This window comes from Nocardia neocaledoniensis (genome assembly GCF_003182135.1).
Taxonomy (GTDB): Bacteria; Actinomycetota; Actinomycetes; order Mycobacteriales; family Mycobacteriaceae; genus Nocardia; species Nocardia neocaledoniensis.
On the sequence record NZ_QGTL01000009.1, the window covers coordinates 9,978 to 34,133 of the forward strand.

Annotated in this window: 5 protein-coding genes; 4 read left to right on the plus strand and 1 reads right to left on the minus strand. The window is 72.4% G+C overall.

Annotated features, from left to right (window positions below; all coding sequences use genetic code 11):
• Positions 1-315: 315 nt before the first annotated feature.
• The 4 genes from DFR69_RS22695 to DFR69_RS22710 are packed head-to-tail and all read left to right on the plus strand — an operon-like array spanning position 316 to position 22,721.
• The gene (locus DFR69_RS22695) at positions 316-18,552 is read left to right on the plus strand and encodes a non-ribosomal peptide synthase/polyketide synthase (protein ID WP_244198407.1); all 18,237 of its coding nucleotides are present in this window, start codon (positions 316-318) and stop codon (positions 18,550-18,552) included.
• Positions 18,552-21,623, plus strand: a complete 3,072-nt coding sequence (locus DFR69_RS22700; RefSeq protein WP_110039649.1) for an AMP-binding protein — start codon at positions 18,552-18,554, stop codon at positions 21,621-21,623. The genes DFR69_RS22695 and DFR69_RS22700 overlap by 1 nt, the downstream gene beginning before the upstream one ends.
• Complete coding sequence (locus DFR69_RS22705) at positions 21,620-21,835, plus strand: MbtH family protein (RefSeq protein WP_110039650.1); 216 nt, start codon at positions 21,620-21,622, stop codon at positions 21,833-21,835. The genes DFR69_RS22700 and DFR69_RS22705 overlap by 4 nt, the downstream gene beginning before the upstream one ends.
• 22 nt (positions 21,836-21,857) lie before the next feature.
• Positions 21,858-22,721: a hypothetical protein gene (locus tag DFR69_RS22710; protein ID WP_146229402.1), complete on the plus strand. Its 864-nt coding sequence runs from the start codon at positions 21,858-21,860 to the stop codon at positions 22,719-22,721.
• Positions 22,722-22,725: 4 nt separating this feature from the next.
• Here DFR69_RS22710 and DFR69_RS22715 read toward each other — a convergent pair whose 3' ends face one another.
• Complete coding sequence (locus DFR69_RS22715) at positions 22,726-24,141, minus strand: DUF1254 domain-containing protein (protein ID WP_167456375.1); 1,416 nt, start codon at positions 24,139-24,141, stop codon at positions 22,726-22,728.
• Positions 24,142-24,156: the final 15 nt, after the last annotated feature.

The window sequence follows — 24,156 nt, forward strand, 5'->3', positions numbered from 1 at the left end:
AAAAGTTTCTTTTTATTAACCGAGGGCTTAGTGTCTGCATCACATGGACAGCATCCATGTGATGTAAGTGACAAAGCCGGGGCGCCGGGTATGCGCCGCGGCCGCGATGTTGGAGGAACGATCAACAGCTAGGCACCGACGGCCCTGCCGGGTCGTCGCTCTCGTCCACATGATCTGTCGGGGATCCTGCGCGAGTGCGGCGTCGCGCCCACTGCGCTCATAGCGAATTTCTCGGACCACGAAGAACTCGAGGTGTCTTCGTGCTGCCCGAAAAACGTTCGCGCTGCTGTTCTTTAGCGATTCGAGGAGGCTCTGGTGCACGGTACGGAGTTGGGTGGGTTCAGCGCGCGACCGCAGGATGCGGAGGTCGCAGGCGCGACACCGGTGCCGTTCCCGTTGACCCCCGCCCAGCTGGGTGTCTGGTACGCGCAGCTGCTCGACCCCGAGGTCCCGATCACCATCGCGCAGTACGTCGACATCAGCGGCGAACTGGATGTCGCTGTGCTGCAGCAGGTTACGGCCGAGGCGGCGCACGCGTACGGGTCCCCGCTCGTCCGCATCGGCGAGACCGACGGCGTCCCGTTCCAGGTCGTCGACCACAGCATCCCGGTCGAGACCGAGGTACCGCTGATCGACCTGCGCCACCACGACGACCCCATCGCGGCCGCGCACGAATGGATGCGCGCGGAGTTCGGCGCCCCGCTCGACCTGCTCACCGACCGGCTCGTGGCGGGCGCGGTGCTCCGGGTCGGCGAGCGGCGCTGGTTCTGGTACCTGCGCGGACACCACATCGTGCTCGACGGCTACGGCGCCTTCGCCAATTCCCAGCGCATCGCCGAGCTCTACACCGCCCGGGTGCTCGGCACCGAGCCGCCCGAGCTCACGCCGGGTGACCTGGCCGAACTGGTCGAGGGGGAGCAGCGCTACCGCGAGAGCACCCGCTTCGACAACGACCGTGCGCACTGGGCCGAGCGGATCGCCGGCCTGGACAGCCCGACCAGCCTGGACAGCCGGACCGCACCGCGTGCCGCGATCAACCTGGTGACCGGCGGCAGGCTCTCCGAGCAGCTGGTCGACCGGCTGGAAACCATTGCCGCCAGCGATGATTCGACCATCGCGGCGGTGCTGCTTGCCGCCTTCGCGGCCTACCTGGGCAGGCTCACCGACCGGCCGGACGCGGTGCTGAGCCTGCCCGTCACCGCCCGCACCACGGCGGTCATGCGCCGCTCGGCGGGCATGCTGTCCAATATCGTGCCGCTACGGCTGCCCACCGGATCGGCCGGCGCGCCGACGACGTGGGGCGAGCTCCTGCGCGCGGCGCGGGTCGAGGTGGCGGGCGCGCTGCGGCATCAGCGCTACCGCGCCGAGGACATCCGTCGCGACGCCGAGGACGACGGGCGGCCGGCGCGGCGCGCGCTGTTCGGCCCGCTGGCCAACTTCATGCTGTTCAAACGCGATCTGACCCTCGGCACCACCACCGGCCGCTACCGCGTGCTCTCGACCGGGCCGATCGAGGACCTGAGCCTCAACGTGTATTACGGCGACCGCGACCGTGTGCACGTCGACTTCGAGGCCAACCCCAACCTCTACGACGCCGACACGCTGGCCCGCCATCACGCCAGGTTCCTCGGCTTCCTGGAGCGACTCGCGGCCGCCGATCTGAGCACGCCGATCGGGTCGATCGAGGTGGCGACCGAGCTGGAATTGCAGGTCAGCACGAAGATCTGGAATGCCACCACCTTCGACGTCGCCGCCGCGCTCGCCGAGCGCGACGTGGCCGCGGCCACCCTGCCCGCGCTGTTCGAGGCCCAGCTCGCACGCACCCCCGACGCCGTCGCGGTGCGGATGGCGGGCGACGACACCGCGACCCTGACCTACCGCGAGCTGGCGCGCCGCGCGCACCGGCTGGCGCGGCGGCTACGCGCCGACGGCATCGGCCCGGAAACGCTGGTGGCACTGAGCATTCGGCGCTCGCCGGAGCTGGTCGTCGCCATGTACGCCGTCCTCGCCGCGGGCGCCGCGTACGTGCCGCTCGACCCGGATCATCCGGCCGAGCGCATCGCCCACATCCTCGACACCGCGGCCCCCGCGGTCGTGCTCACCACCACCGCCGACGGCGCGCCCGGCGCCGGCGCGCTGCCGGTGCTGGCGATCGACGCCCTCGAGCTGGACGATGTCGCGGACACCCCGCTCACCGACGCCGAGCGCACCGCGCCGCTGCGGCCGGGCCACCCCGCCTACGTGATCTTCACTTCCGGCTCCACCGGACTGCCCAAGGGCGTCGCGGTCGAGCACGCCGCGATCGTCAACCGGCTGGTGTGGATGCAGCAGACCTACCGGCTGCACGGGGTCGACGTGGTGCTGCAGAAGACCCCCGTGACCTTCGACGTGTCGGTGTGGGAGTTCTTCTGGCCCTTGCAGATCGGCGCCACGCTGCTGCTCGCCGAGCCGGACGGTCATCGTGATCCCGGTTACCTGCGCCGCGTGATCGCCGAATACGGCGTCACCGTCGCCCATTTCGTGCCCTCGATGCTGGAAGCCTTTCTCGCCCAGCAGGAGATCGCCGAGCGCACCTCCTTGCGCCTGGTCTTCGCTTCCGGTGAGGCACTGCCCGCCGCGTCGGCCCAGCGGTTGCGGCTGCTGACCGGCGCCCGCCTGCACAACCTCTACGGCCCCACCGAGGCCGCCGTCGACGTCACCTTCCATGAGGTGAACGACGCGGATCGGACTACAGTGCCGATCGGTGCGCCGGTGTTCAACACCCGGCTCCATGTTCTCGACTCGCGGCTGCGGCCGGTGCCGGTCGGGGCTCCGGGTGAGCTGTATCTGTCGGGGGTACAGCTCGCCCGGGGTTACGTCGCACGGCCCGAGCTCACCGCGGGGCGCTTCGTCGCCGACCCGAACGCGCGGGGCGAACGGATGTACCGCACCGGCGATCTGGTGCGCTGGACAACCAACGGCGAGCTGGAATACCTGGGGCGCACCGACTTCCAGGTGAAGCTGCGCGGTCTGCGGATCGAGCTCGGCGAGATCGAGGCCGTGCTCGAGGGTGTCGAGGGGGCGGCGCGCGCCGTGGTCGTCGTCCGCGACGACGCGGGCGTCGGCGAGCAGCTCGTCGCCTATGTCGTGGAGTCCGAGCCCGGCGCCGTCGCGGTGGCGCGCCTGCGGGAGTCGGCGCTGCGGGCGCTGCCCGCCTACATGGTGCCCGCCGCGTTCGTCCTGCTCGACGCGCTCCCGGTGAACGCCTCCGGCAAGCTCGACCGCAAGGCGCTGCCCGCGCCGGCGCGGACCGTCGTCGCCTACGCAGCGCCCGAAGGGCCGGTGGAACAGGCCGCGGCCCGCGTGTTCGGCGAGGTCCTCGGGCTCGACAGGGTCGGCCGCGACGACGATTTCTTCGCCCTCGGCGGCAACAGCCTGGTGGCCACCCAGGTCGCCGCCCGTCTCGGCGCCGACCTCGGCTGCCGGCTCGGGGTCCGCGACCTGTTCGGCGCGACGACCCCCGCCCGGCTGGCCGCCGCGATCGCCGACGGGGCCGGTGCGCCCGCCGCGCTGCCGGTCCTCGCCGCCGGGCCGCGTCCCGCGCTCGTCCCGCTTTCCCCTGCGCAGCAACGCATCTGGTTCCTCAACCGGTTCGACCCGACCGCCCCGGGCTACAACATGCCCTTCGTGGTGCGCCTGCCCGGTCCGGCCGACGTCCGCGCGCTCGTCGCCGCGCTCGCGGCCGTCGTCGACCGGCACGAGGCGCTGCGGACGGTGTTCCCCGCCGTGGACGCGCCGGGTGGTGAAGTCGCCGAGCAGGTCGTCCGCCCCGCCGGGGCCGTCCGGATCGACGAGCCGGCACCCGTCGCGGCCACCGACCTCGACGCAGCACTGGCCGAATTCGCGCGCACCGGTTTCGATCTCGAACACGAGGTGCCGTTCCGCGCTCGCCTGTTCGCGGTCGGCGTCTCGGCGCCGGATGCCGGGCGGCCGAACGGCGGCCGGCTCGATGACCCGAACGTTCCCCGGGACCTGGGATCCGCTGCCGCGGTCACCGTCGACCCGGCGGCTCCCGGCGTGCCGGACGCCACGGTCTCGCGCGCCGAGTCCGGAGCTGACGCGCCCGCGACCGTGCGGGAGTACGCGCTCGCCGTGGTCCTGCATCACATCGCGGCGGACGGTGTTTCGCTGCGGGTGCTGATCCGCGACGTGCTCACCGCCTACCAGGCCGTGACGGCCGGGGTCGAGCCCGCGTGGGCGCCGCTGCGTGTCCAGTACGCCGATTACGCCCTGTGGCAGCGGGAACTGCTCGGGGCCGACGACGATCCGCGGTCGCTGGCCGCGCGGGAGATCGCGTTCTGGGAGCGGACCCTGGCCGGGCTGCCCGACCAGCTCGACCTGCCCTCGGCGCGCCCGCGTCCGGTGGTGTCGAGCATGCGGGGCGCGCAGGTCGGCTTCACGATCGACGCCGCGCTGCACCGGCGGCTGACCGAGCTGGCCCACCGGGCGGGCACCTCGCTGTTCATGGTGCTGCACACCGCGCTCGCGGTGCTGCTGGCCCGGCTCAGCGGCACCACCGACATCGCGATCGGCACCGGGGTCGCCGGCCGCGGCGACCGCGCCGTCGACGAGCTGATCGGCATGTTCGTCAACACCCTCGTGCTGCGCACCGAGATCGACCCGGCCGCGAGCTTCGCCGCCACCCTCGAGCACGCCCGTGAGGTCGACCTCGCCGCCTTCGCGCACGCCACGGTCCCCTTCGACCGCCTCGTCGAGGTGGTCAACCCGGCGCGCTCGCAGGCCAGGCATCCGCTGTTCCAGGTGGCGCTGAACTTCCAGGCCGCCCTCGACACCACGTTCGATCTCGGCGGCGCGCCGGTGTCGGTGCACGAACTCGACCTCGACATCGCCAAGTTCGACCTGCAGCTCACGCTCGACGAAAAGCGCGGCGCGGCAGGAGAACCCGTCGGCATCGACGCCGTGACCCGCTATGCCACCGACCTGTTCGACGAAGGCAGCATGGTCGAGTTCGGCGCGCGGTTCGTGCGCCTGCTCGCCGCGGCCGTGGCGGCGCAGGAGGCCCCGGTCGGCGACCTGCCGCTGCTGTCGGCGGCCGAACACGACCGGCTCGTTGGGATGCGCGGCGCACCGGTCACCGCCACCGGTCTGCTTCCCGACCTGCTCGCCCGCGCCGTCGCGGCCGATCCGGACCGCGTCGCGGTCACCGACGGCGAGCGCGCGCTCACCTATCGGGAACTCGATCGGGCGTCCTCGCGGTTGGCGCGGGTGCTCATCGACGCTGCTGTCGGCCCCGACGACATTGTCGCGGTGGGTATTCCGCGCTCGGTGGAATCGGTGCTCGCCGTGTGGGCGATCGCCAAGACGGGTGCGGCCTGGCTGCCGGTCGACCCGAGCTACCCGCTCGACCGGATCACCCACATGGTGACCGATTCCGGCGCCCGCGTCGGCCTGACGGTGACGGCGGCGCAGTCGGCACTGCCCGGCCCGACCGAGTGGCTGGCGCTCGACGAGCTGAAGCTGATGGCCGAGTGCGCGGCCAGGTCCAGCGATCCGGTCGGTGACGCCGAGCGGGTGCGTCCGCTGCGCGCCCAGCACCTGGCCTACGTCATCTACACCTCCGGGTCCACCGGCCTGCCCAAGGGCGTGCTGGTGACCCAGGCCGGTATCGCCGGGTTCGCCGCCGAGGAGTCCGCGCGGATGTTCGGTACTCCCGACGCGCGGGTCCTGCAGGTGGGTTCGCCGTCGTTCGACATCTCGGTGATGGAGACACTGCTCGCCGTGAACTCCGCGGCGACGCTGGTGATCGCGCCGAACGGCCGCAATGTCGGCGCCGAACTGTCGGAACTGCTGGTCGAGCAGCGGGTGACGCACGCGCTGATGACTCCATCGGGGCTGGCAGTGCTCGATCCCGAACAGCTCACCGACCTGCGCATGGTGATGGTCGGCGGCGAGGCGTGCCCGCCCGACCTGGTCGCCCGGTGGACCGAGGGCTCGGTGCCGCGCGCGTTCGTCAATGCCTACGGCCCGTCCGAGACGACGGTCGCCACCAACATCAGCGCCCCGCTCACCGCCGACGGCCCGCTGACCCTCGGCGCCCCCCTGCGCGGCATCGCCCAGTGGGTGCTCGACGCGCGCCTGCGGCCGGTGCCCGCCGGCGTCGCCGGTGAGCTCTACGTGGCCGGCGCGCAGGTCGCCCGCGGCTACCACGGTCGCGCCGAGCTCACCGCCGCCCGCTTCGTCGCCTGCCCGTGGGAGCCGGGCGCGCGCATGTACCGCACGGGTGACCTGGTCCGCTGGAGCGCCGAGGGCACCCTCGAGTACCTGGGCCGCAACGACGACCAGGTGAAACTGCGCGGCTTCCGTATCGAACTCGGCGAGATCGAGTCCGCCCTGCTGGCCCAGCCGACGGTCCGCCGCGCGGTGGTCGTGGTCAGGGCCGATACCCACCGCGGCGACCAACTGGTCGCGTACGTGGTCCCCGACGGCGCGGCACGAGGGTCCGTCGCCGCCACGGACCCGACGCCCGGCGACGCCGTCGGGTTCGATGTCGACGCGCTCGCCGAGAGTCTGCGTGACACGCTCGCGCCGCACATGGTGCCGTCGGCGTTCGTGGTGCTGGACGCGCTGCCGCTCACGCCGAACGGCAAACTCGATCGCCGCGCGCTGCCGGAGCCGGTGTTCACGGCGCGGGAGTTCCGCGCGCCCGCCGATGGCGCCGAAACCGTGGTGGCACGGGTGTTCGGCGAGGTGCTCGGGGTCGAGCGCGTCGGCGCCGACGACGACTTCTTCGCCCTCGGCGGGAACTCGCTGGTCGCCACGCAGGTGGTCGGCAGGCTCGGCGCGGCGCTCGGTGTGACGGTCTCGCTGAAGACGCTCTTCGACGCCTCGACGGTCGCCGGGCTCGCCGAACTGCTAGGTACGCCCGACGGCGCCGCCGCGCCCGCGCCGTTGGTGGCCATGCCACGGCCGCAACGGATTCCGCTCTCGTACGCGCAGCAGCGCATGTGGTTCCTCAATCAGTTCGACGGCGATTCGGTGGCCGACAACATCGCCGCGGCCATCCGGCTGACTGGCGCGCTCGACCACACCGCCCTCACCGCCGCGGTGTCGGATGTCTTCGCCAGGCACGAGGCGCTGCGCACCCGCTACCCGGCCGTCGACGGCATCCCGTTCCAGCAGGTCCTCGGCCCCGAGCAGCTGACGATCACCCTCCAGCCCGAACCCGCCGACCCGGCCGCGCTCGACGACCGGATCCGTGCCGTCGCCGCCGTGCCCTTCGCCGTCGACCAGGAGCCGCCGGTGCGCCTGCGGCTGCTGCGCACCGGCGCCGAGGAGCACGTGCTCGTCCTGGTGGTGCACCACATCGCCGCCGACGGCTGGTCGGTGGCGCCGCTGACCCGTGACCTGATGGTCGCCTATGCCGCGCGCCACGCGGGCACGTCGCCGAGCTGGGCGCCGTTGCCCGTGCAGTACGCCGATTTCACCCTCTGGCAGCGCGCGGTGCTGGGCGCCGAGGACGAGCCGGAATCGCCTCTGGCGCGCCAGATCGCGTTCTGGACAAGTGAACTCGCCGACCTACCCGAGCTGCTCGCGCTCCCGACCGATCGGCCGCGCCCCGCCGTGGCCTCGGGGCGCGGCGCCAGGCACACCTTCACGGTGCCCGCCGCGATCAGCGAGCGGCTGCGCGCGCTCGCCGCCGGCCACAACGCGTCGCTGTTCATGGTGCTGCACGCCGGCTTCGCCACCACGCTGGCGAAACTGTCGGGGCAACAGGACATCCCGGTCGGCACGCCGGTCGCGGGTCGTGGCGACCCGGCGCTGGACGAGCTGGTCGGCATGTTCGTCAACACGCTCGTGCTGCGCGCCGTCGTCGATCCCGCCGCCACCTTCGCCGAACTCGTCGGCGAGGTCCGCGAGCGCGACCTGCGCGCCCTCGCCCACCCCGAGGTCACCTTCGACCGGCTCGTCGAGGCCGTCGACCCGGTGCGTTCCACCGCGCGGCACCCGCTGTTCCAGGTGATGCTCGACTTCCAGAACAACGTCGCCACCGAACTCGAACTCGCGGGCCTGACCGCCGCCGAGATCGAGATCGACACCCACACAGCCAAGTTCGACCTGCAACTGACGGTCCGCGACACCGTCGACGGCCTGCTCGCCCGGATCGAGTACGCCACCGACCTGTTCGACGCCGCGACCATCACGGATTTCGGCACCCGCCTCGTGCGGGTGCTGGATGCGGTGTCCGCCGATCCCAACGTCGTGATCGGCGACATCGACCTGCTCTCCGCCGCCGAGCGCACCCGGGTGCTGCGCACCTGGAACGACACCGCCTACCCGGTCGGCGCGACCATGACCCTGGCCTCGCTGTTCGCCGCGCAGGCCGCCCGCACCCCCGACGCCGTCGCGCTGAGCTTCGAGGGTGAGTCGCTCACCTACGCGGAGTTCGCCGGACGCGCGAACCGCCTCGCCCGCCTGCTGATCTCGATCGGCGTGCGCGCCGACCGCACGGTGGCCCTCGGCATGCGCCGGTCGGTCGACCTGGTCGTCGCCATGTACGCGGTGCAGGCCGCGGGCGGCGCGTACGTGCCGCTCGATCCGGAGCATCCGGCCGAGCGGCTCACCGAGGTCATCGCGGCCGCGGAGCCCGTCTGCGTGCTCACCCGCGCGGCCGACGAGCTGGACCTGCGCACCACCGCCCCGGTGCTCGAGCTCGAACAGCTCGATACAACCGACTACCCCGCCGAGCCGGTCACCGACGCCGACCGGCTCGCTACCCTCACCCCCGCGCATGCCGCCTACCTGATCTTCACCTCCGGCTCGACCGGCAAGCCCAAGGGCGTGGTGGTCTCGCACGCCGCGATCGTCAACCGCCTGGTGTGGATGCAGGACGCCTATCGCCTGACCCCCGCCGACACCGTCCTGCAGAAGACACCCGCCACGTTCGACGTGTCGGTGTGGGAGTTCTTCTGGCCCTTGCAGATCGGTGCCCGCCTGGTGCTCGCCCGCCCGGACGGGCACCGCGACCCGGCCTACCTGGCCGAGCTGATCGACGCCGAGTCGGTCACCGTGGCCCACTTCGTGCCCTCGATGCTGGCGGTGTTCGTCGCCGAGCTGGATCACGGCCGCTGCACGTCGCTGCGCATGGTGTTCGCCTCCGGCGAGGCGCTGCCGCCCGCGCCCGCGCAGGAGCTGCGTGCACTCACCGGAACGGCTGTGCACAACCTGTACGGTCCGACGGAGGCCGCTGTCGACGTCACGTTCCACGAGGTGAGCGATGCCGATGTGCTCACGGTTCCGATCGGTGCGCCCGTGCACAACACGCGGGTCTACGTGCTCGACACGCGGCTGCGGCCGGTGCCGGTCGGTGTTCCGGGTGAGCTGTACCTGGCGGGCGCTCAGCTCGCTCGCGGCTATGCCGGCCGTGCGGATCTGACCGCCGACCGATTCGTCGCCGATCCGTTCGCGCTCACCGCCGGCGCCGCGTACCCCGACGGTCCCGCCGCGGGTGCCCGCATGTATCGCACGGGCGACCTCGTGGCCTGGAACCGCGAGGGTGAACTGGAGTACTTGGGCCGCACCGACTTCCAGGTGAAGCTGCGCGGTCTGCGCATCGAGCTCGGCGAGATCGAAGCCGCGCTCACCGCACAGCCGTCCGTCGCGCAGGCCGTGGTCGTGGTCCGTTCCGACGAGCACCTCGGTGACCAGCTGGTCGGCTATCTGATTCCGGCGCCGGCGAGCGACCGCGACAGCACGCTGCCCTCCGGAGAGCCGTTCGACCTCGACGAGATTCGCGCCGAACTCGCAGGCGTCCTGCCCGGGTACATGGTGCCCACCGCCTTCGTGATCCTGGACGCCTTCCCGCTCAACGCTTCCGGCAAGCTCGACCGGAAGTTGTTGCCCGCCCCGGTGTTCGAGGCCGCAGTCTTCCGCGCGCCCGGTACCGAGGCGGAGCGCGCGGTGGCCGCCACCTTCGCGGCGGTGCTCGGTTTCCCCGCCGATCGCGAGGTCGGTCTCGACGACGACTTCTTCGCCCTCGGCGGCAACTCGCTCACCGCCACCCAGGTCGCGGCCCGCCTCGGCGCCGCGCTGGACACGCACGTGCCGGTGCGGCTGCTCTTCGACGCCCCGACCGTCGCCGGCCTCGCGGCCCGGTGCGCCGCCCAGCAGGGCAGTGGACGCGTCGCGCTCACCACTCGCGAACGCCCCCAGCGGATTCCGCTGTCGGCCGCGCAGCGCCGGATGTGGTTCCTCAACCGCTTCCTCGCCGACGCCGACGGTCCGGGCGACGCCGTCGACAACATCCCGATCGCGCTGCGCCTGTCCGGCGACCTCGATCTGACCGCGCTCGAAGTGGCGCTCGCCGACGTGATCGGCAGGCACGAAACCCTGCGCACCAGCTACCCCGACGGTCCCGACGGCGCCGAGCAGCTGATCGCCGACACCGCCGCCATCAAGCTGCGTCCCGAGCCGGTCACCGCGGCCGACCTGCCGTCGGTGCTGCTCGCCCGCGCGGCCGTCCGCTTCGATCTCACCGCCGAGATCCCGCTGCGGGCAGCGCTGTTCGCGGTGGCCGATGAGTACGTGCTGGTCCTGGTCGTCCATCACATCGCCGCCGACGGTTTCTCCCTCGGCCCGCTGGCCGCCGACCTCATGACCGCCTACGCGGCCCGTCGCGAGGGCGCCGCCCCCGCCTGGACTCCGCTGCCGGTCCAGTACGCGGACTACACCCTCTGGCAGGACGAGATTCTCGGCGCAGCAGCGGATCCCGCTTCCCTGGCACACGCGCAGCTCGCGTTCTGGCGCCGCGAATTGGCGGGTCTCCCCGAACAATTGGAGCTGCCCACCGACCGGCCGCGCCCGGAGGAGTCCAGCTTCCGCGGTGCCGTGCACCGGTTCCAGATCGACTCCGACCTGCACAGCGAGCTCCGGGAACTGGCCCGCAAGCACGAGGCCACCCTGTTCAGCACCGTGCACGCGGCGCTGGCCGTGCTGCTCTCGCGGCTGTCCGGCGGCGGTGACATCGCCATCGGCACCCCGGTCGCGGGCCGCGGCGAGGCCGCCATCGACGGCCTGATCGGCATGTTCGTCAACACCCTGGTGCTGCGAACACAGATCGACCCGCGCGCCGAGTTCGAGACCACCCTCGACGCGGTGCGCGCGGGTGACCTCGACGCGCTCTCGCACGCCGACATCCCGTTCGAGCAGGTCGTCGAGGCCGTCGACCCGGCGCGGGCTCGCAACCGGCACCCCCTGTTCCAGGTGGCGCTGGTCCTGCAGAACTTCACCGTCCCCGCGCTGACGGCGGCCGGCCTCACCGCGACCCCGGTCGACTTCGACGCCCCCGTCGCCAAGTTCGACCTGCAGTTCACCGTCCGCGAGGCCGACGACGTGGACGGCCGCGCCGACGGCATGTCCATCGAGATCGCCTACGCCACCGATCTGTTCGACGCGAGCAGCGTCGCGGTACTGGCCCGGCGGTTCACCCAGGTGCTTGCCGCCGTGGTCGCCGACCCGACGGTCGTCGTCGGTGACATCCAGTTGCTCAGCGCCGAGGAACAGCAGCGCGCGCTGCACGATTGGGCCACGATCGGCGACTCGGCGGCCGTGGGCGCCGAGACGATGCTCGACCGCTTCGCTCGGGTCGCGGCCGCCGCGCCGGCCGCCGTCGCGGTGACCGTGGACGACTCCGTGCTCACCTACGGCGAGCTCGACGCCTGGTCCAACCGGCTCGCCCGGCGTCTCGTCGGCGCCGGTGTCGGCCCGGAAAGCCTGGTCGCGGTCGCCCTGCCGCGGACGGCCGAGCTCGTCGTCGCGCTGCTCGCGGTGCTGAAGGCCGGCGGCGGCTACCTGCCGATCGACCCGAACTACCCGGCCGACCGCATCGAATACCTGCTCGACGACGCCCGCCCGCTGTGCGCGATCGCGAACGCAGGCACCGGTCTGCCCCGCGACTGGTTCGGTGGCCCGGTGCTCGACCCCGCCGCCGAGAACCTGGACGCGTTCGCCGACACTCCGCTCACCGCCGTGGACCGGCGCGCGCCGTTGCGTCCCGCGAACACGGCCTACGTCATCTACACCTCCGGCTCCACCGGGCGCCCCAAGGGCGTGGCCGTGCCGCACACGAACGTGCTCGCACTGCTGGACAACAGCGCCCGTCACTTCGGCTTCGGGCCCTCGGACGTGTGGACGCTGTTCCACTCCTACGCCTTCGACTTCTCGGTGTGGGAGCTGTGGGGCGCGCTGCTGCACGGCGGTTCGGTCGTGCTGGTCGACTACTTCACCTCGCGCTCGCCCGAACAGTTCCGCGAACTGCTCCGCACACACGGCGTGACGGTGCTCAACCAGACGCCCTCGGCGTTCTACCAGCTCATCGCTGCCGACCTCGCCGCCGCGCCGGCCGACTACGCCCTGCGCACCGTGATCTTCGGTGGCGAGGCGCTGGAGCCACAACGCCTGACCGGCTGGTTCGCCCGCTACCCGGACTCGCCCAGCCTGGTGAACATGTACGGCATCACCGAGACAACGGTGCACGCCTCCTACCGGGAGATCACCCCGGCGACCGGTTCGGCCAGCGTGATCGGCGGCCCGCTCGCGGGATTGACCGTGCGCGTGCTGGATTCGCGGCTGCGTCCCGTTCCGGTCGGCGTCCCCGGCGAAATCTATGTCTCCGGTGCGCAATTGGCGCGCGGCTACCTCGGCCGCCCCGAACTGACCGCGAGCCGGTTCGTCGCCGACCCGTACGGTCCGCCCGGTACCCGCACCTACCGCTCCGGTGATCTGGCGCGCTGGACCGGCGACGGTGAGCTCGAATACCTGGGTCGCGCCGATCAGCAGGTGAACCTGCGTGGCTTCCGGATCGAACTCGGCGAGATCGAGGCGGCCCTGCTCGCCAGCTCCGCCGCGCCTCGCGAGGCGGCTGTCCTGGTGCGCGCCGACGTGGTCGACGAGCCGCGCATCGTGGCCTACCTGGTCGCCGGGCCGGACGCCGGCCGCCTCGACACCGCGGCCCTGCGCAAGGAACTGGCCCGCACGCTGCCCGAGCACATGCTGCCCGCCGCGGTCGTGCCCGTCGAGCGCATTCCGCTCACCGTCAACGGCAAGCTGGACCGGGCCGCGCTGCCCGCCCCGGTCTTCGAGACCACCACCTACCGCAAGCCCGCCACTGTGACCGAGGAGATCATCGCGGCCGTGTTCGCCGAGGTGCTCGGCGTCGGCGAGCAGCCCGTCGGCGCCGACGACGACTTCTTCGCCCTCGGCGGCAGTTCGCTGCTCGCCGCCAAGGCCGTCGCCCGGATCGGCACCGCGCTGGACCGGCAGGTCGGGGTGCGCGCGCTGTTCGAGGCGCCGCGCGTGGCCGACCTGGCCGCGGCCGTCGAGACCGCGGCGAAGGCGGATCGCCCGCCGCTGGTCGGCCGGGCCAGGCCCGCGCGGCTGCCGCTCTCGCCCGCGCAGCAGCGGATGTGGTTCCTCAACCGCTTCGACCGGGAGTCGGTGGCCTACAACATCCCGTTCGCGTTGCGGCTCTCCGGCGAGCTCGATGTCACGGCGCTGCGGTCGGCGGTCGCCGATCTGGTCGTCCGCCATGAGTCCCTGCGCACGGTGTACCCGATGGTCGACGCGGCCGACGTCGCGGAGCCCGGCGCGGGCGGCATCGATTCGTCGGCGGTCGCCGGCTCAGCCGAGGACGGCACTCCGGTCCAGGTGATCCTGCCTGTCGCACAGGCTGTTCCGTCGCTCGAGCCGGTGACGGTCACCGAGGCGGAGCTGCCGGAGGCGATCCGGGAACTGGCCGCGACGACCTTCGACGTCACCGTGGAGATCCCGGTGCGGATGCGGCTTTTCCAGGTGGTGGATCTCGAGTCCGACACCGGGACCGGAGAATTCGTGCTCGCGGCCGTCCTGCACCACATCGCCGCCGACGGCTCCTCGGTGGGCCCGTTCGTCGCCGACCTCATGCGCGCCTACACCGCGCGCCTGGCCGACACGGCGCCCTGCTGGGAGCCGCCCGCCGTCCAGTTCGCCGACTACGCGCTGTGGCAGCGCGAACTGCTCGGCGACGAGGCTGACCCGGAATCGCTCGCGGCCCGCCAGGTCGACTACTGGCGCACTCAGCTGGCCGGTCTGCCCGACCAGCTGACCCTGCCCACCGACCGGCCGCGTCCGGCCCGGCAGAGCTTGCGCGGCGACAAGGTGAGCTTCACCGTCGACGCCGAGCTGCACGCCGCGCTCGTCGCCCTCGGTCGCGGGGCGGGCGCCACCCTGTTCATGGTGGTGCACGCGGCCTTCGCCGCCCTGCTCGCCCGCCTCTCCGGCACCGCCGACATCGCCGTCGGCACCCCGGTGGCCGGGCGCGGCGAAGCCGAGCTCGACGAGGTCATCGGCATGTTCGTCAACACGCTGGTGCTGCGCACGCCGGTCGCGGCCGACGCGCCGTTCACCGAGCTGCTCGGCGCCGCCAGTGCCGCCGACATCGCCGCGATCTCGCACGCCGACGTGCCGTTCGAGCGGCTGGTCGAGGTGCTCAATCCGGCGCGCTCCACGGCCCGGCATCCGCTGTTCCAGGTGGGCTACTCCTTCCAGAACCACGAGCGTGCCCAGCTGGAGCTGCCCGGCCTGACCGTCTCGGACATCGAATTCGATTCCGGGGTAGCCCAATTCGATTTGCACCTCTTCGCCATCGACCACTACGGCAGCGACGGCACGCCGGCGGGGATCGACCTCGCCCTGGGCTACGCGACCGATCTGTTCGACGCGGCAACGGCCGAGCGATTCGTCGGCCAGCTGCGCCGGATCCTCGAATCCGTCACCGCCGCACCGGACACCGTGGTCGGTGAGCTCGACCTGCTCGGCGCCGACCGCACGCTCGTGCTCGCGACCTGGAATGCCACCGCGCACCCCGTCGAACCGACCACGCTGTCGGATCTCGGTGCGCGGCAGGCGCTTCTGACTCCCGACTCGCTCGCGCTGGTGGACGCCGAGACCGGCGCCGCACTCGACTACGCCGCCTTCGACGCGCGCGTCAACCGGATCGCGCGGCTGCTGATCGCCGAGGGCGTCGGCCCGGAACACACGGTCGTGCTGGCCATGCGGCGCGGCCTCGACCTCGTCATCGCGATGCACGCGGTGGTGCGGGCCGGTGGCGCGTACGTGCCGATCGACCCGGACCATCCCGTCGACCGGATCGCCTACATCGTGGCGACCGCCGCGCCGCGATGCGTGCTCACCACCGCCGCGGACGGGCTCCCGATCACAGTCGATGTGCCGCTGTTCCAGCTGGATCACACCGCGCTGGAAGAACTCTCGGACGAGCAGGTGACCGATGCGGAACGGCTGGCGCCGCTTCGCCCCGAGCATCCCGCGTACGTGATCTTCACCTCCGGGTCGACCGGGCAGCCCAAGGGCGTCACCGTGCCGCACGCGGCGATCGTCAACCAGCTGGCCTGGCTGGCCGACCGCTTCACCATGACCGGCGCCGATCGGGTGCTGTTGAAGACCCCCGCGACCTTCGATCTGTCGGTGTGGGAATTCTGGTCGCCGCTGACCTCCGGCGGTGCCCTGATCGTCACCCGGCCGGGCGACGAGCGTGATCCGGACCGGTTGCGCGCCACCATGACCCGGCACGACGTCACCGTCCTGCACGCGGTGCCCTCGCTGATCGGCATGCTGCTCGCCGCCGAAGCGGCACCGGCACTGCCGGATTCGCTGCGCGCGGTGCTCGCCATCGGCGAGGCGCTGCCCGCCGCCACGGCGAGCGATTTCCTCGCGAGCGGCACCCGCGCCCGCTTGCACAACCTGTACGGTCCGACCGAGGCGGCCGTCTCGATCACCGAACACGAAGTCGCGCAGGCACCTACGCACGCCGTGCCGATCGGCGGTCCGGCCTGGAACAGCGCGGTCTACGTCCTGGACGCCCGCCTGCGCCCCGTGCCCATCGGCGTGGCAGGAGAGCTGTATCTGGCCGGCGACCAGCTGGCCCGCGGCTACCACGGCCGCCACGCCCTCACGGCCGACCGCTTCGTCGCCAACCCCTTCGCGGCGACCGCGATGTCCGGCAGCGTCGCACCGTCCGCCAGCCGTGGCGTCGCTGTGCTCGGTGCCGAGTCGGGCACCCGCGGTTCGCGGATGTACCGCACGGGCGACATCGTCCGCTGGCGGGCCGACGGGACGCTCGAGTACCTGGAGCGCGCCGACTTCCAGGTGAAGATCGGTGGGTTCCGGATCGAGCTCGGCGAGGTCGAGACGGCCCTGCTGCGCTGTGCGGACGTGCGGGCGGCGGTCGCGATCGCCAAGGTCGACGAGCGCGCGGGCGCACGGCTGATCGCGTACGTGGCGGTCGCCGACCTGGCGCCAGGTGCCGAAGCGGCGATCGCGGACCGGCTGCGCGGTGAACTCGCGCGCACGCTGCCTGCGTACATGGTGCCCACCGCGGTGGTCGTGCTGGACGCGTTGCCGCTCAATGCCAACGGCAAGGTCGACCGGGCGCGGCTGCCGGAGCCGGAGTTCGCCGAGGCGGCGTTCCGTGCCCCCGTCACCGCCGCCGAACAGCTGGTGGCGCGGACCTTCACCGAGGTGATCGGTTGCGGGAGCGTCGGCCTGGACGACGACTTCTTCGCCCTCGGCGGCAACTCGCTCATGGCCACCCGCTTGGCGGCCCGCCTCGGCGCCGCGGTGCACGCGCAGGTCCCGGTGGCCGCGGTCTTCGAGGCCCCGACCGTGGCGGCGCTCGCCGAACGACTCGGCTCGGCCGACCGCGCCGACGCCCGCCCGCCCCTGTCCCGGCGCCGCGGTGACGGACCCGCGGTGCTCTCACCCGCGCAGCAGCGCATGTGGGTGCTGCATCAGCTCGCACCCCGGTCGGCGGCCTACCACATCCCGGCCGCCCTCCGGCTCACCGGCGCCCTCGACCTGCCCGCGATGCAGGCGGCCGTCGCCGACCTGCTGGCGCGCCACGACACCCTGCGCACCCGCTACCCGGACACCCCGTCCGGCCCGGTCCAGCAGGTGATGCCCGCCTGGTCGGCGGCAGTCGAGCTCAGCCCGATCCCGGTCGCCGCCGGCGATCTCGAGGCCAGGATCGCGGCCCTGGTCGCCCAGCCGTTCGACATCACCGCGGCACCCCCGGTCCGCGTCGCCCTGTACCGCGTCCAGCGACATTCGGAGTCCGGCTCCACGCCGGGCGACCGCCCCGCCGACAGCGAACATCCTGGCGTCGCGACGCCTGTCCACGCCGCCGACGAGCACGTCCTCGTCGTCGTCATCCATCACATCAGCGCCGACGGCTACTCGATCGCGCCGCTGACCCGTGACCTGGTGCGCGCCTACACCGATCGCGCCGCGGGCTGCGAACCCGGTTGGGCGCCACTGGACATCCAGTACAGCGATTTCAGTGTCTGGCAGCACGAACTGCTCGGCACCGAGGACGATCCGGACAGCGTCCTGAACCGGCAGCTGGCCTACTGGACCCGCGAATTGTCCGGCGCGCCCGAACTGCTCGCCCTGCCGACCGATCGGCCGCGCGCCACGCGGCGCGAGATGCACGGCGCGGCGGTGGAATTCGAGGTCGACGGCGACCTGACACGACGGCTGAACGAGGTCGCCCGTGCCAACGGCACGACCCTGTTCACAGTCGTGCACAGCGCCCTGGCGGTGCTGCTGGCCAAGCAGTCCGGCTCCGCCGACATCACCATTGGCGCGCCGGTGGCCGGGCGCGGCGTCCGCGAACTCGACGACCTGGTCGGCATGTTCGTCAACACCGTGGCGCTGCGCACCGAGGTCGACTCCCGCGCGCCGTTCACCGACCTGCTCGCCCAGGCCAAGCGCCGCGACCTCGCCGCGCTGGCGCATGCCGACGTCCCGTTCGAGCAGGTCGTCGACGCCATGGGCCTGGCCCGCTCCGGCGCCTACACGCCGCTGTTCCAGGTGATGCTCACCTTCCAGAACATGCCGCCCGGCACCGTCGACCTACCCGGGCTACGGGTGGGCATCCTGGACCCTGGCCTGACCGAAGCCAAGTTCGACCTGCACCTGACCGCGCTGCAGCGCTACACCGACGACGGCGGGCTCGACGGCCTCGACCTGCACTTCGGTTACGCCACCGACCTTTTCGACGAGCGCACCGTCCGCACGCTGGCCGAGCGGTTCCGCAAGGTCCTCGCGGCCGTCGCGGCCGATCCGGCCGTGGTGGTGCGGGCCATCGACGTACGCACGGACGCGGAACAGACCCCGCGCCCACGCGACTACACCATCGCCGATCTCCCGGGCCTCGTCGGCTCGGCGGCTCGGCTCGCGCCGGCGACCGTGGCCTTCGTCCACGGCGAGCACGCCATCTCGTTCGCGACCCTCGACGCCAAGCTCACCGCGGTGCGCAAGGCGATGGGCGCCGCGATGAAACCCGAAGCGCTGGTGAACGTCGCACTGGCCGGGCTGGTCCCCGGTGTGCTCGCGGCCCTCGGCGCGTCCGGACTCACCACCACTTTGCACACACTGGTGACCGATGCCGCCGCGGTGATCGCCGGGTCGGGGTCGGCTGACGACTCGGAAGGACAACTCTGATGTCGCACACGGATTCGGTCACGGCCGCGGTCTCGATCGACGCGCTGCTGGGTGACCAGGCGAACGAACGCCGGCGTGACCCGGCGACTCTGCTCGCCGCCTTCACCACCCTGGTCCGGCAGGACCCCGACGCCGTCGCCGTGCGCGACGGCGAGACCGAGCTGAGCTACGGCGAACTCGGAGCGCGCGCCGACGCGCTCGCGGTCCGGCTGGCCGCCCGTGGCGTCGGGCCCGAGACCACCGTGGCGGTGTCGCTGCCCCGCTCGGTGGACCTGGTCGTCGCCGTCCACGCGGTGATCACCGCCGGTGGCGCCTTCGTCCTGCTCGACCCCGACGCGCCCGCCGAGGTGCGGCAGCGCACCGTGTCGCTGGCCGCGCCGGTCCTGGTCGTCACCGGGCCGGACGCGCCGCACCCGCACGGCGTTCCGGTGCTGCGCGTCGGCACCGCGGTCGACCTGTCCGCCGACGACCTGCCCGGCCCGTCCGCCGACAACCCCGCCTACCTGGTGGTCGACGTGGCCGGCGCGAGCGCGGTGGTCGTCGGCCACCGCGCCGCGCAGGCCAACGCGGTGTGGCGGCAACGGCTCTGCGGCATCGGCGCGGGCGATTCCGTGCTCTGGCACGCGCCACTGACCAGCCAGGCGACGGTGGGTGAACTGCTGCTCGCCCTGCAGACCGGCGCCACCCTCGTCCTCCCGACGAGCGACTCGCTCTCGCGCACCATCGCCGAAACCGGCGTCACCGCAGCCTGTTTCGCGCCCGACGAGCTCGCCCAGCTGGTCGAGCTGCCCGACGCCGAGGAGCGGCTCGACTCGCTGCGCGTGGTGCTGAGCTGCGGCGCACCGCTGCCTGCGAAGACGGCGGCGACCCTGCGCTCGGTGAGCGGCGCGACCCTCTGGCACGTCTACGGCAGGCCGGAGACGGCGGGCGAGGTGGTGGCCCACGAGGTGACCGGCGCCGACCTCGAGGTGGTGCCGCTTGGCTGTGCCGCCGACGACGTCGACCTGCTCGTGCTCGACGAACACCTGCGCCCGGTGCCCGACGGGGAAGTCGGCGAACTCTACGTCTCCGGCGTGCAGCTCGCGCGCGGCTACCTCGGCAGGCAGGCCACCGCCGCGACCTTCCTGGCCAACCCGATCGGCCCGGTCGACGACCGGATGTTCGCCACCGGCGACCTCGTCCGCCGTCGCCCGCCGGGTGACAGCTGGACCGCGGAACTCGAATTCGTCGGCCGCGTCGACGATCGCGCGCCCGCCGAACCACCGCGCCGCGGCGGACTGCCAGGCGAACTGCTGCTCGACGAATTCGAAGCGCAGGCCGCCGCCACCCCTTTCGACCCCGCGGTCGTGTACGCCCCCGGCGGGGGTGACGCGGCCTCGATCATCACCTATGGCGACCTGGACCGGCGCACCAACCAGCTCGCCCGGCATCTGACCGCACTCGGGGTCGGGCCGGAATCGGCGGTGCTCGTGGACATTCCGCGCTCGATCGAGCAGATCGTCGGCATCTACGCCGTGCTCAAGGCGGGCGGCGCCGTCGTGCCGGTCGACACGCCGGGACCGCTGCCGCCCGTCGCGAATCCCGCGCTGGTGCTCACCCTGCGCGAGCACGGCGTCGGCTACGACATCCCCGCGGTCGCCCTCGACGCGGTGCGCCTCGGCGACTACTCCGACGAGCCGATCTCGCGTTCGGAACGCCGCGCCCCGGTCCTGCCGCAGCACCCGGCCTTCGTGCTCTATCCCCACGGCGCCACCCACGGCATCACGATCAGCCACATCGCCGCCGTGCACCGGCTGACCGGTATCCAGGGCAGGCACGGCTTCACCGGCCGCGACGTGTTCCTGCACCAGGCCGAGGTCGGCGCCGTCACGGACTGGCACGGCTATGTGCTGCCGCTGCGGGTCGGCGCCACCGTCGTGCTCACCGAACCTCCCGATCCGGTGCGGCTGACCCGCCTGATCGCCGACTACGGCGTCACCGCCGCCGAATTCACCCCGCCGCGGTTGTCGGCGTTCACCGAGTACGTCGACGGCATGGGACTGCGCGCGGAGATCGCCGCGCTGCGCAGTGTGGTCGTGCTCGGCGCGCCGCTCTCGGCCGCCGAGGTCCGCGCGTTCGGCGCGGTGACCGGCGCCCGGCTGCACCACGACTACGGCAGGGCCGAGGCCACCGTCACCCTCACCTATCCCGCCGCTCCGCGCACCGACACCCCGGAGCCGCCCGCCGTGCGGGTCCGCGAATGGAACCGGCGCGTCTACGTCCTCGACCCGAACCTGCGCCCGACCAGTCCCGGCGTGGCGGGCGAGCTGTACCTGTCCGGCGCGCAACTGGCGCGCGGCTACCGCGACGATCCGGTCGCGACCGCCGACTGTTTCGTCGCCAATCCGTTCGGCATCCCCGGCGAGCGCATGTTCCGCACCGGCGAGCGCGCCCGCTGGGAGATCGACGGCACCGCGGCGGCCCTGGTTCGCCTCGGCGCCGACACGACGCGCACCGCGCCGCGGGCATCGGTGCTCGGCCGCGGCGCGAGCATGCGCGCCAGGGTGGGCGCGGGCGTCGGCGCCCGGATCGCCGAACTGTCCCAGGTGCACGCCGTGCCGCCGTTCGCGGTGGTGCGTGCCGCGATGACGGTGCTGCTCGCCTGGCAGTCCGGCAGTACCGACCTCGGTGGCTCACTCGCCGAAATCCTCTGCGCCGAACCCGATCCCATGATCGCCTCGACCGCCACCGCGACAAGCGAATCGTGCGCGCTGACCGGCCCGCTCGGCGCGGTGACCCTGAGCTACCTCGACACCGCCGCCGAATCCTTCGGCGTCCCCGGCCTCGAGCTCACCCCGATGTACTTCGACGGGCCGGTGGCCGACGGGGTGCACTTCATCGTCACCGGGCACGCCGACGGTCACGTCGGTCTCGAAATCGAATACAGCACAGACCGATTCGACGACCACTCGGCCGCCGCCCTGCTGCGCCGCTATGCCCGCGCACTCGGCCTGCTGACCGCCGCACCCGAGACACCCAGCGGCGCGCTCGATCTCAGTACCCCCGCCGAACGCAGAAAGGCACTCCCATGACGAACCCCTTCGACGACGAGAACGCCCAGTTCTACGTCCTGGTCAACGCCGAGGGCGAACATTCGCTCTGGCCCACCTTCGCCGCGGTTCCCGGCGGGTGGACGGTGGCCTTCGGCGCCGCCACCCGCACCGCCTGTCTGCAGTACGTGGAATCCCATTGGCTCGACATGCGTCCCAACTCGCTGATCGCCGCCATGGCCAACGAACCCTGATCCCGCCGCCGTACATTGGGGTATGCGGACCGTCACGCGTACTCGGGTGGGCTTCGCGGTGGCCCTCGTCCTCGGACTGGTCATCGGCGCGTTCCTGAGTGTCGTCCTCCGCTCGACCGACGTCTTCGATCCGCCCCGCCGCACCACCACCGCCCGCGATGTGGAACACGCCGAACAGGTGCTGTTCGCCTCGGACCGTGGGTTCCCTTCGGTACGCACCGTGCTGCGCTCGCGCGCCGACGTCACCCAGTTCGCCGGTCGCTTCTTCGACGAGGACACCGCCGACGACATCACCGAAACCCTCGCTGCCCGCGACTTCGCGGCCGAGGCCCTGATCGCCTTCGCCTGGGGCGCCGGCTGCGCACCCGGTGACGGCGCGAAGCTGACCACCACCGGGAACGCCGACTACTCCGTCCGTCTCACCGGCGCCGACCATCCGCCCGAGGAATGCGCCGCGCCCTGGGAGATCCTCGCGGTCTTCGCCCTTCCGAAGGCCGAGGTTCCGCCGGAAACCCGGCTGGGCGGCATGCGCCCCGACCCGCCAGGGCCCGCCGGCCTCGCGCATTTCGCCGCGGTCTCCGACCAGCCCGCACGCGGTATGGAGGTCTCCCAGCCGGACCAGCTCGCCGCCTTCCTCACCGGGTTCGAACCGGTCGCGGCCGACCGGGTGCGCTCGGCCGTGCGCGATCGCGCCACCGCCGATCGCGCCTTCGCTTTCGTCCTGCTCGGCTGTCACAACGACGGCGCCTACCTGGTCCTGTCGCCGGCGCGGATGGAGCCGGTGCTGACCGCGACCGAACCGGTGGTCTGCGTGAAACCCGACCACTACGTCGCGGTGTTCACGGTTCCGGCCGAGTCCGTCCCGGCCGGCGCGACCATCGGCTGACGCGTCAGCGGGCAGTCATCGGCGGTGGTTGCCAGTCGCCGTCGATCGCCCGCTCATCCGGCGCGTAGAGGCGCAGCGTGAGGGAGAAGTCGCCGGTGGCCGGGATCGGTAGCCAGTTGCCGGTGGGGACAGCGGGGCGCGGGTCCTCGTGCTGGAGCACGATGTCCACCGCGCCGTCCGGGCCGGGGACCGGCGGTGGCGCGTGGCCGACCGTGTAGATCTCGGCGGGGTTGCGGACGAGGAAGCCGTCGGGGTCGTAGGCGGTGAGGGAGGCGAAGGCGTGGGTGGGTGGCCACTGGCCCTGGTCGAAGCGGATGCGATAGGCGCGGGGGCGGCCCGTGTCGTCGGTGGTCGGGGCCCAGAGTTCGGCGTAGAGGATGTCGTGGATCGGGGCCTGACCGGGCGAGCGCATTGCGGTCGCGGCGCGGCGCAGGTAGTCGGTGCCGCTGGTGCCGCGGTCGACCGGGATCTCCCAGCCGTTGACGTGCCGGGCGGTGGGGTCCGTCCATTCCACGATCTGTCGGCGCGCCCGGCGGACGGCCTCGTCGAGCACGTCCATCGACAGGGTGTCGACGTTCCCGCCCGGCCGTACGCCGATCTGGGCGAGTCGCTCCATCAGCGGTGCGTCCGCCGCGCCGGGGGAGTCGGTGACCATCAGCCTGCACAGCCGGTCCAGATAGGTGCGGCCGTCGAGGGCGGCGATCCGTTTCACCGGTGGCTCGTTGCCCCGGTCGATCTGATGGACCCGGCTCACCGTCGAGTCGTATTCGCGGCGCTGCCACGCGACGGCGGGAATCAGCCGGATCCGCTGCTGCCAGTGGTTGACCCGCGGGCCGTCCGCCGTGCCGTTGATCTGGATGCGGCCGAGGATCGTCGCCATGTTCGACGGCATGTGCAGTTGCGTGGTGTGCGGTGGCACCGAGCCGGTCCAGTCCGGGCCGACGAGCACGTAGGTGTACGGCGGGCCCTCGGCGTCGACGGTGGTCCGCGGCTGTTCGCGGGACAGGTCGTGCACCGTGTCGCCCCACCCGTCCAGCAGCTGGAACAGCCAGAACCGGTCCGGCTCCATCCCGGGCAGCTGCAGCACCAGCGGCTGGTCGGACAGGTCGAGCCAGGCCTGCGAATACACCATGTCGTGGCCGAGCCTGGCCACCCCGCGATCCTGCGGATCGGGCAGCACGCTGTGATCGAAGGTGTTGGTCGGCGCGCTCGCGGCCCGCATCATGTCCAGCATGATCATCGGATAACCGAAGACATACGCCTCCGCCGCGAGCGCGACCCGATCCGGCGGCCCGGACGTGCGCGCAGGCGACGGCAGCGGTTCCCCGCCGCCACACCCCGGCAGCAGCGCCCCCACCCCGGCGGCCACGCCGAGCCCGAGCACCCGCCGCCTGCTCAGCCCACCAGCCCGACCATCCACGCACACCTCCATCCG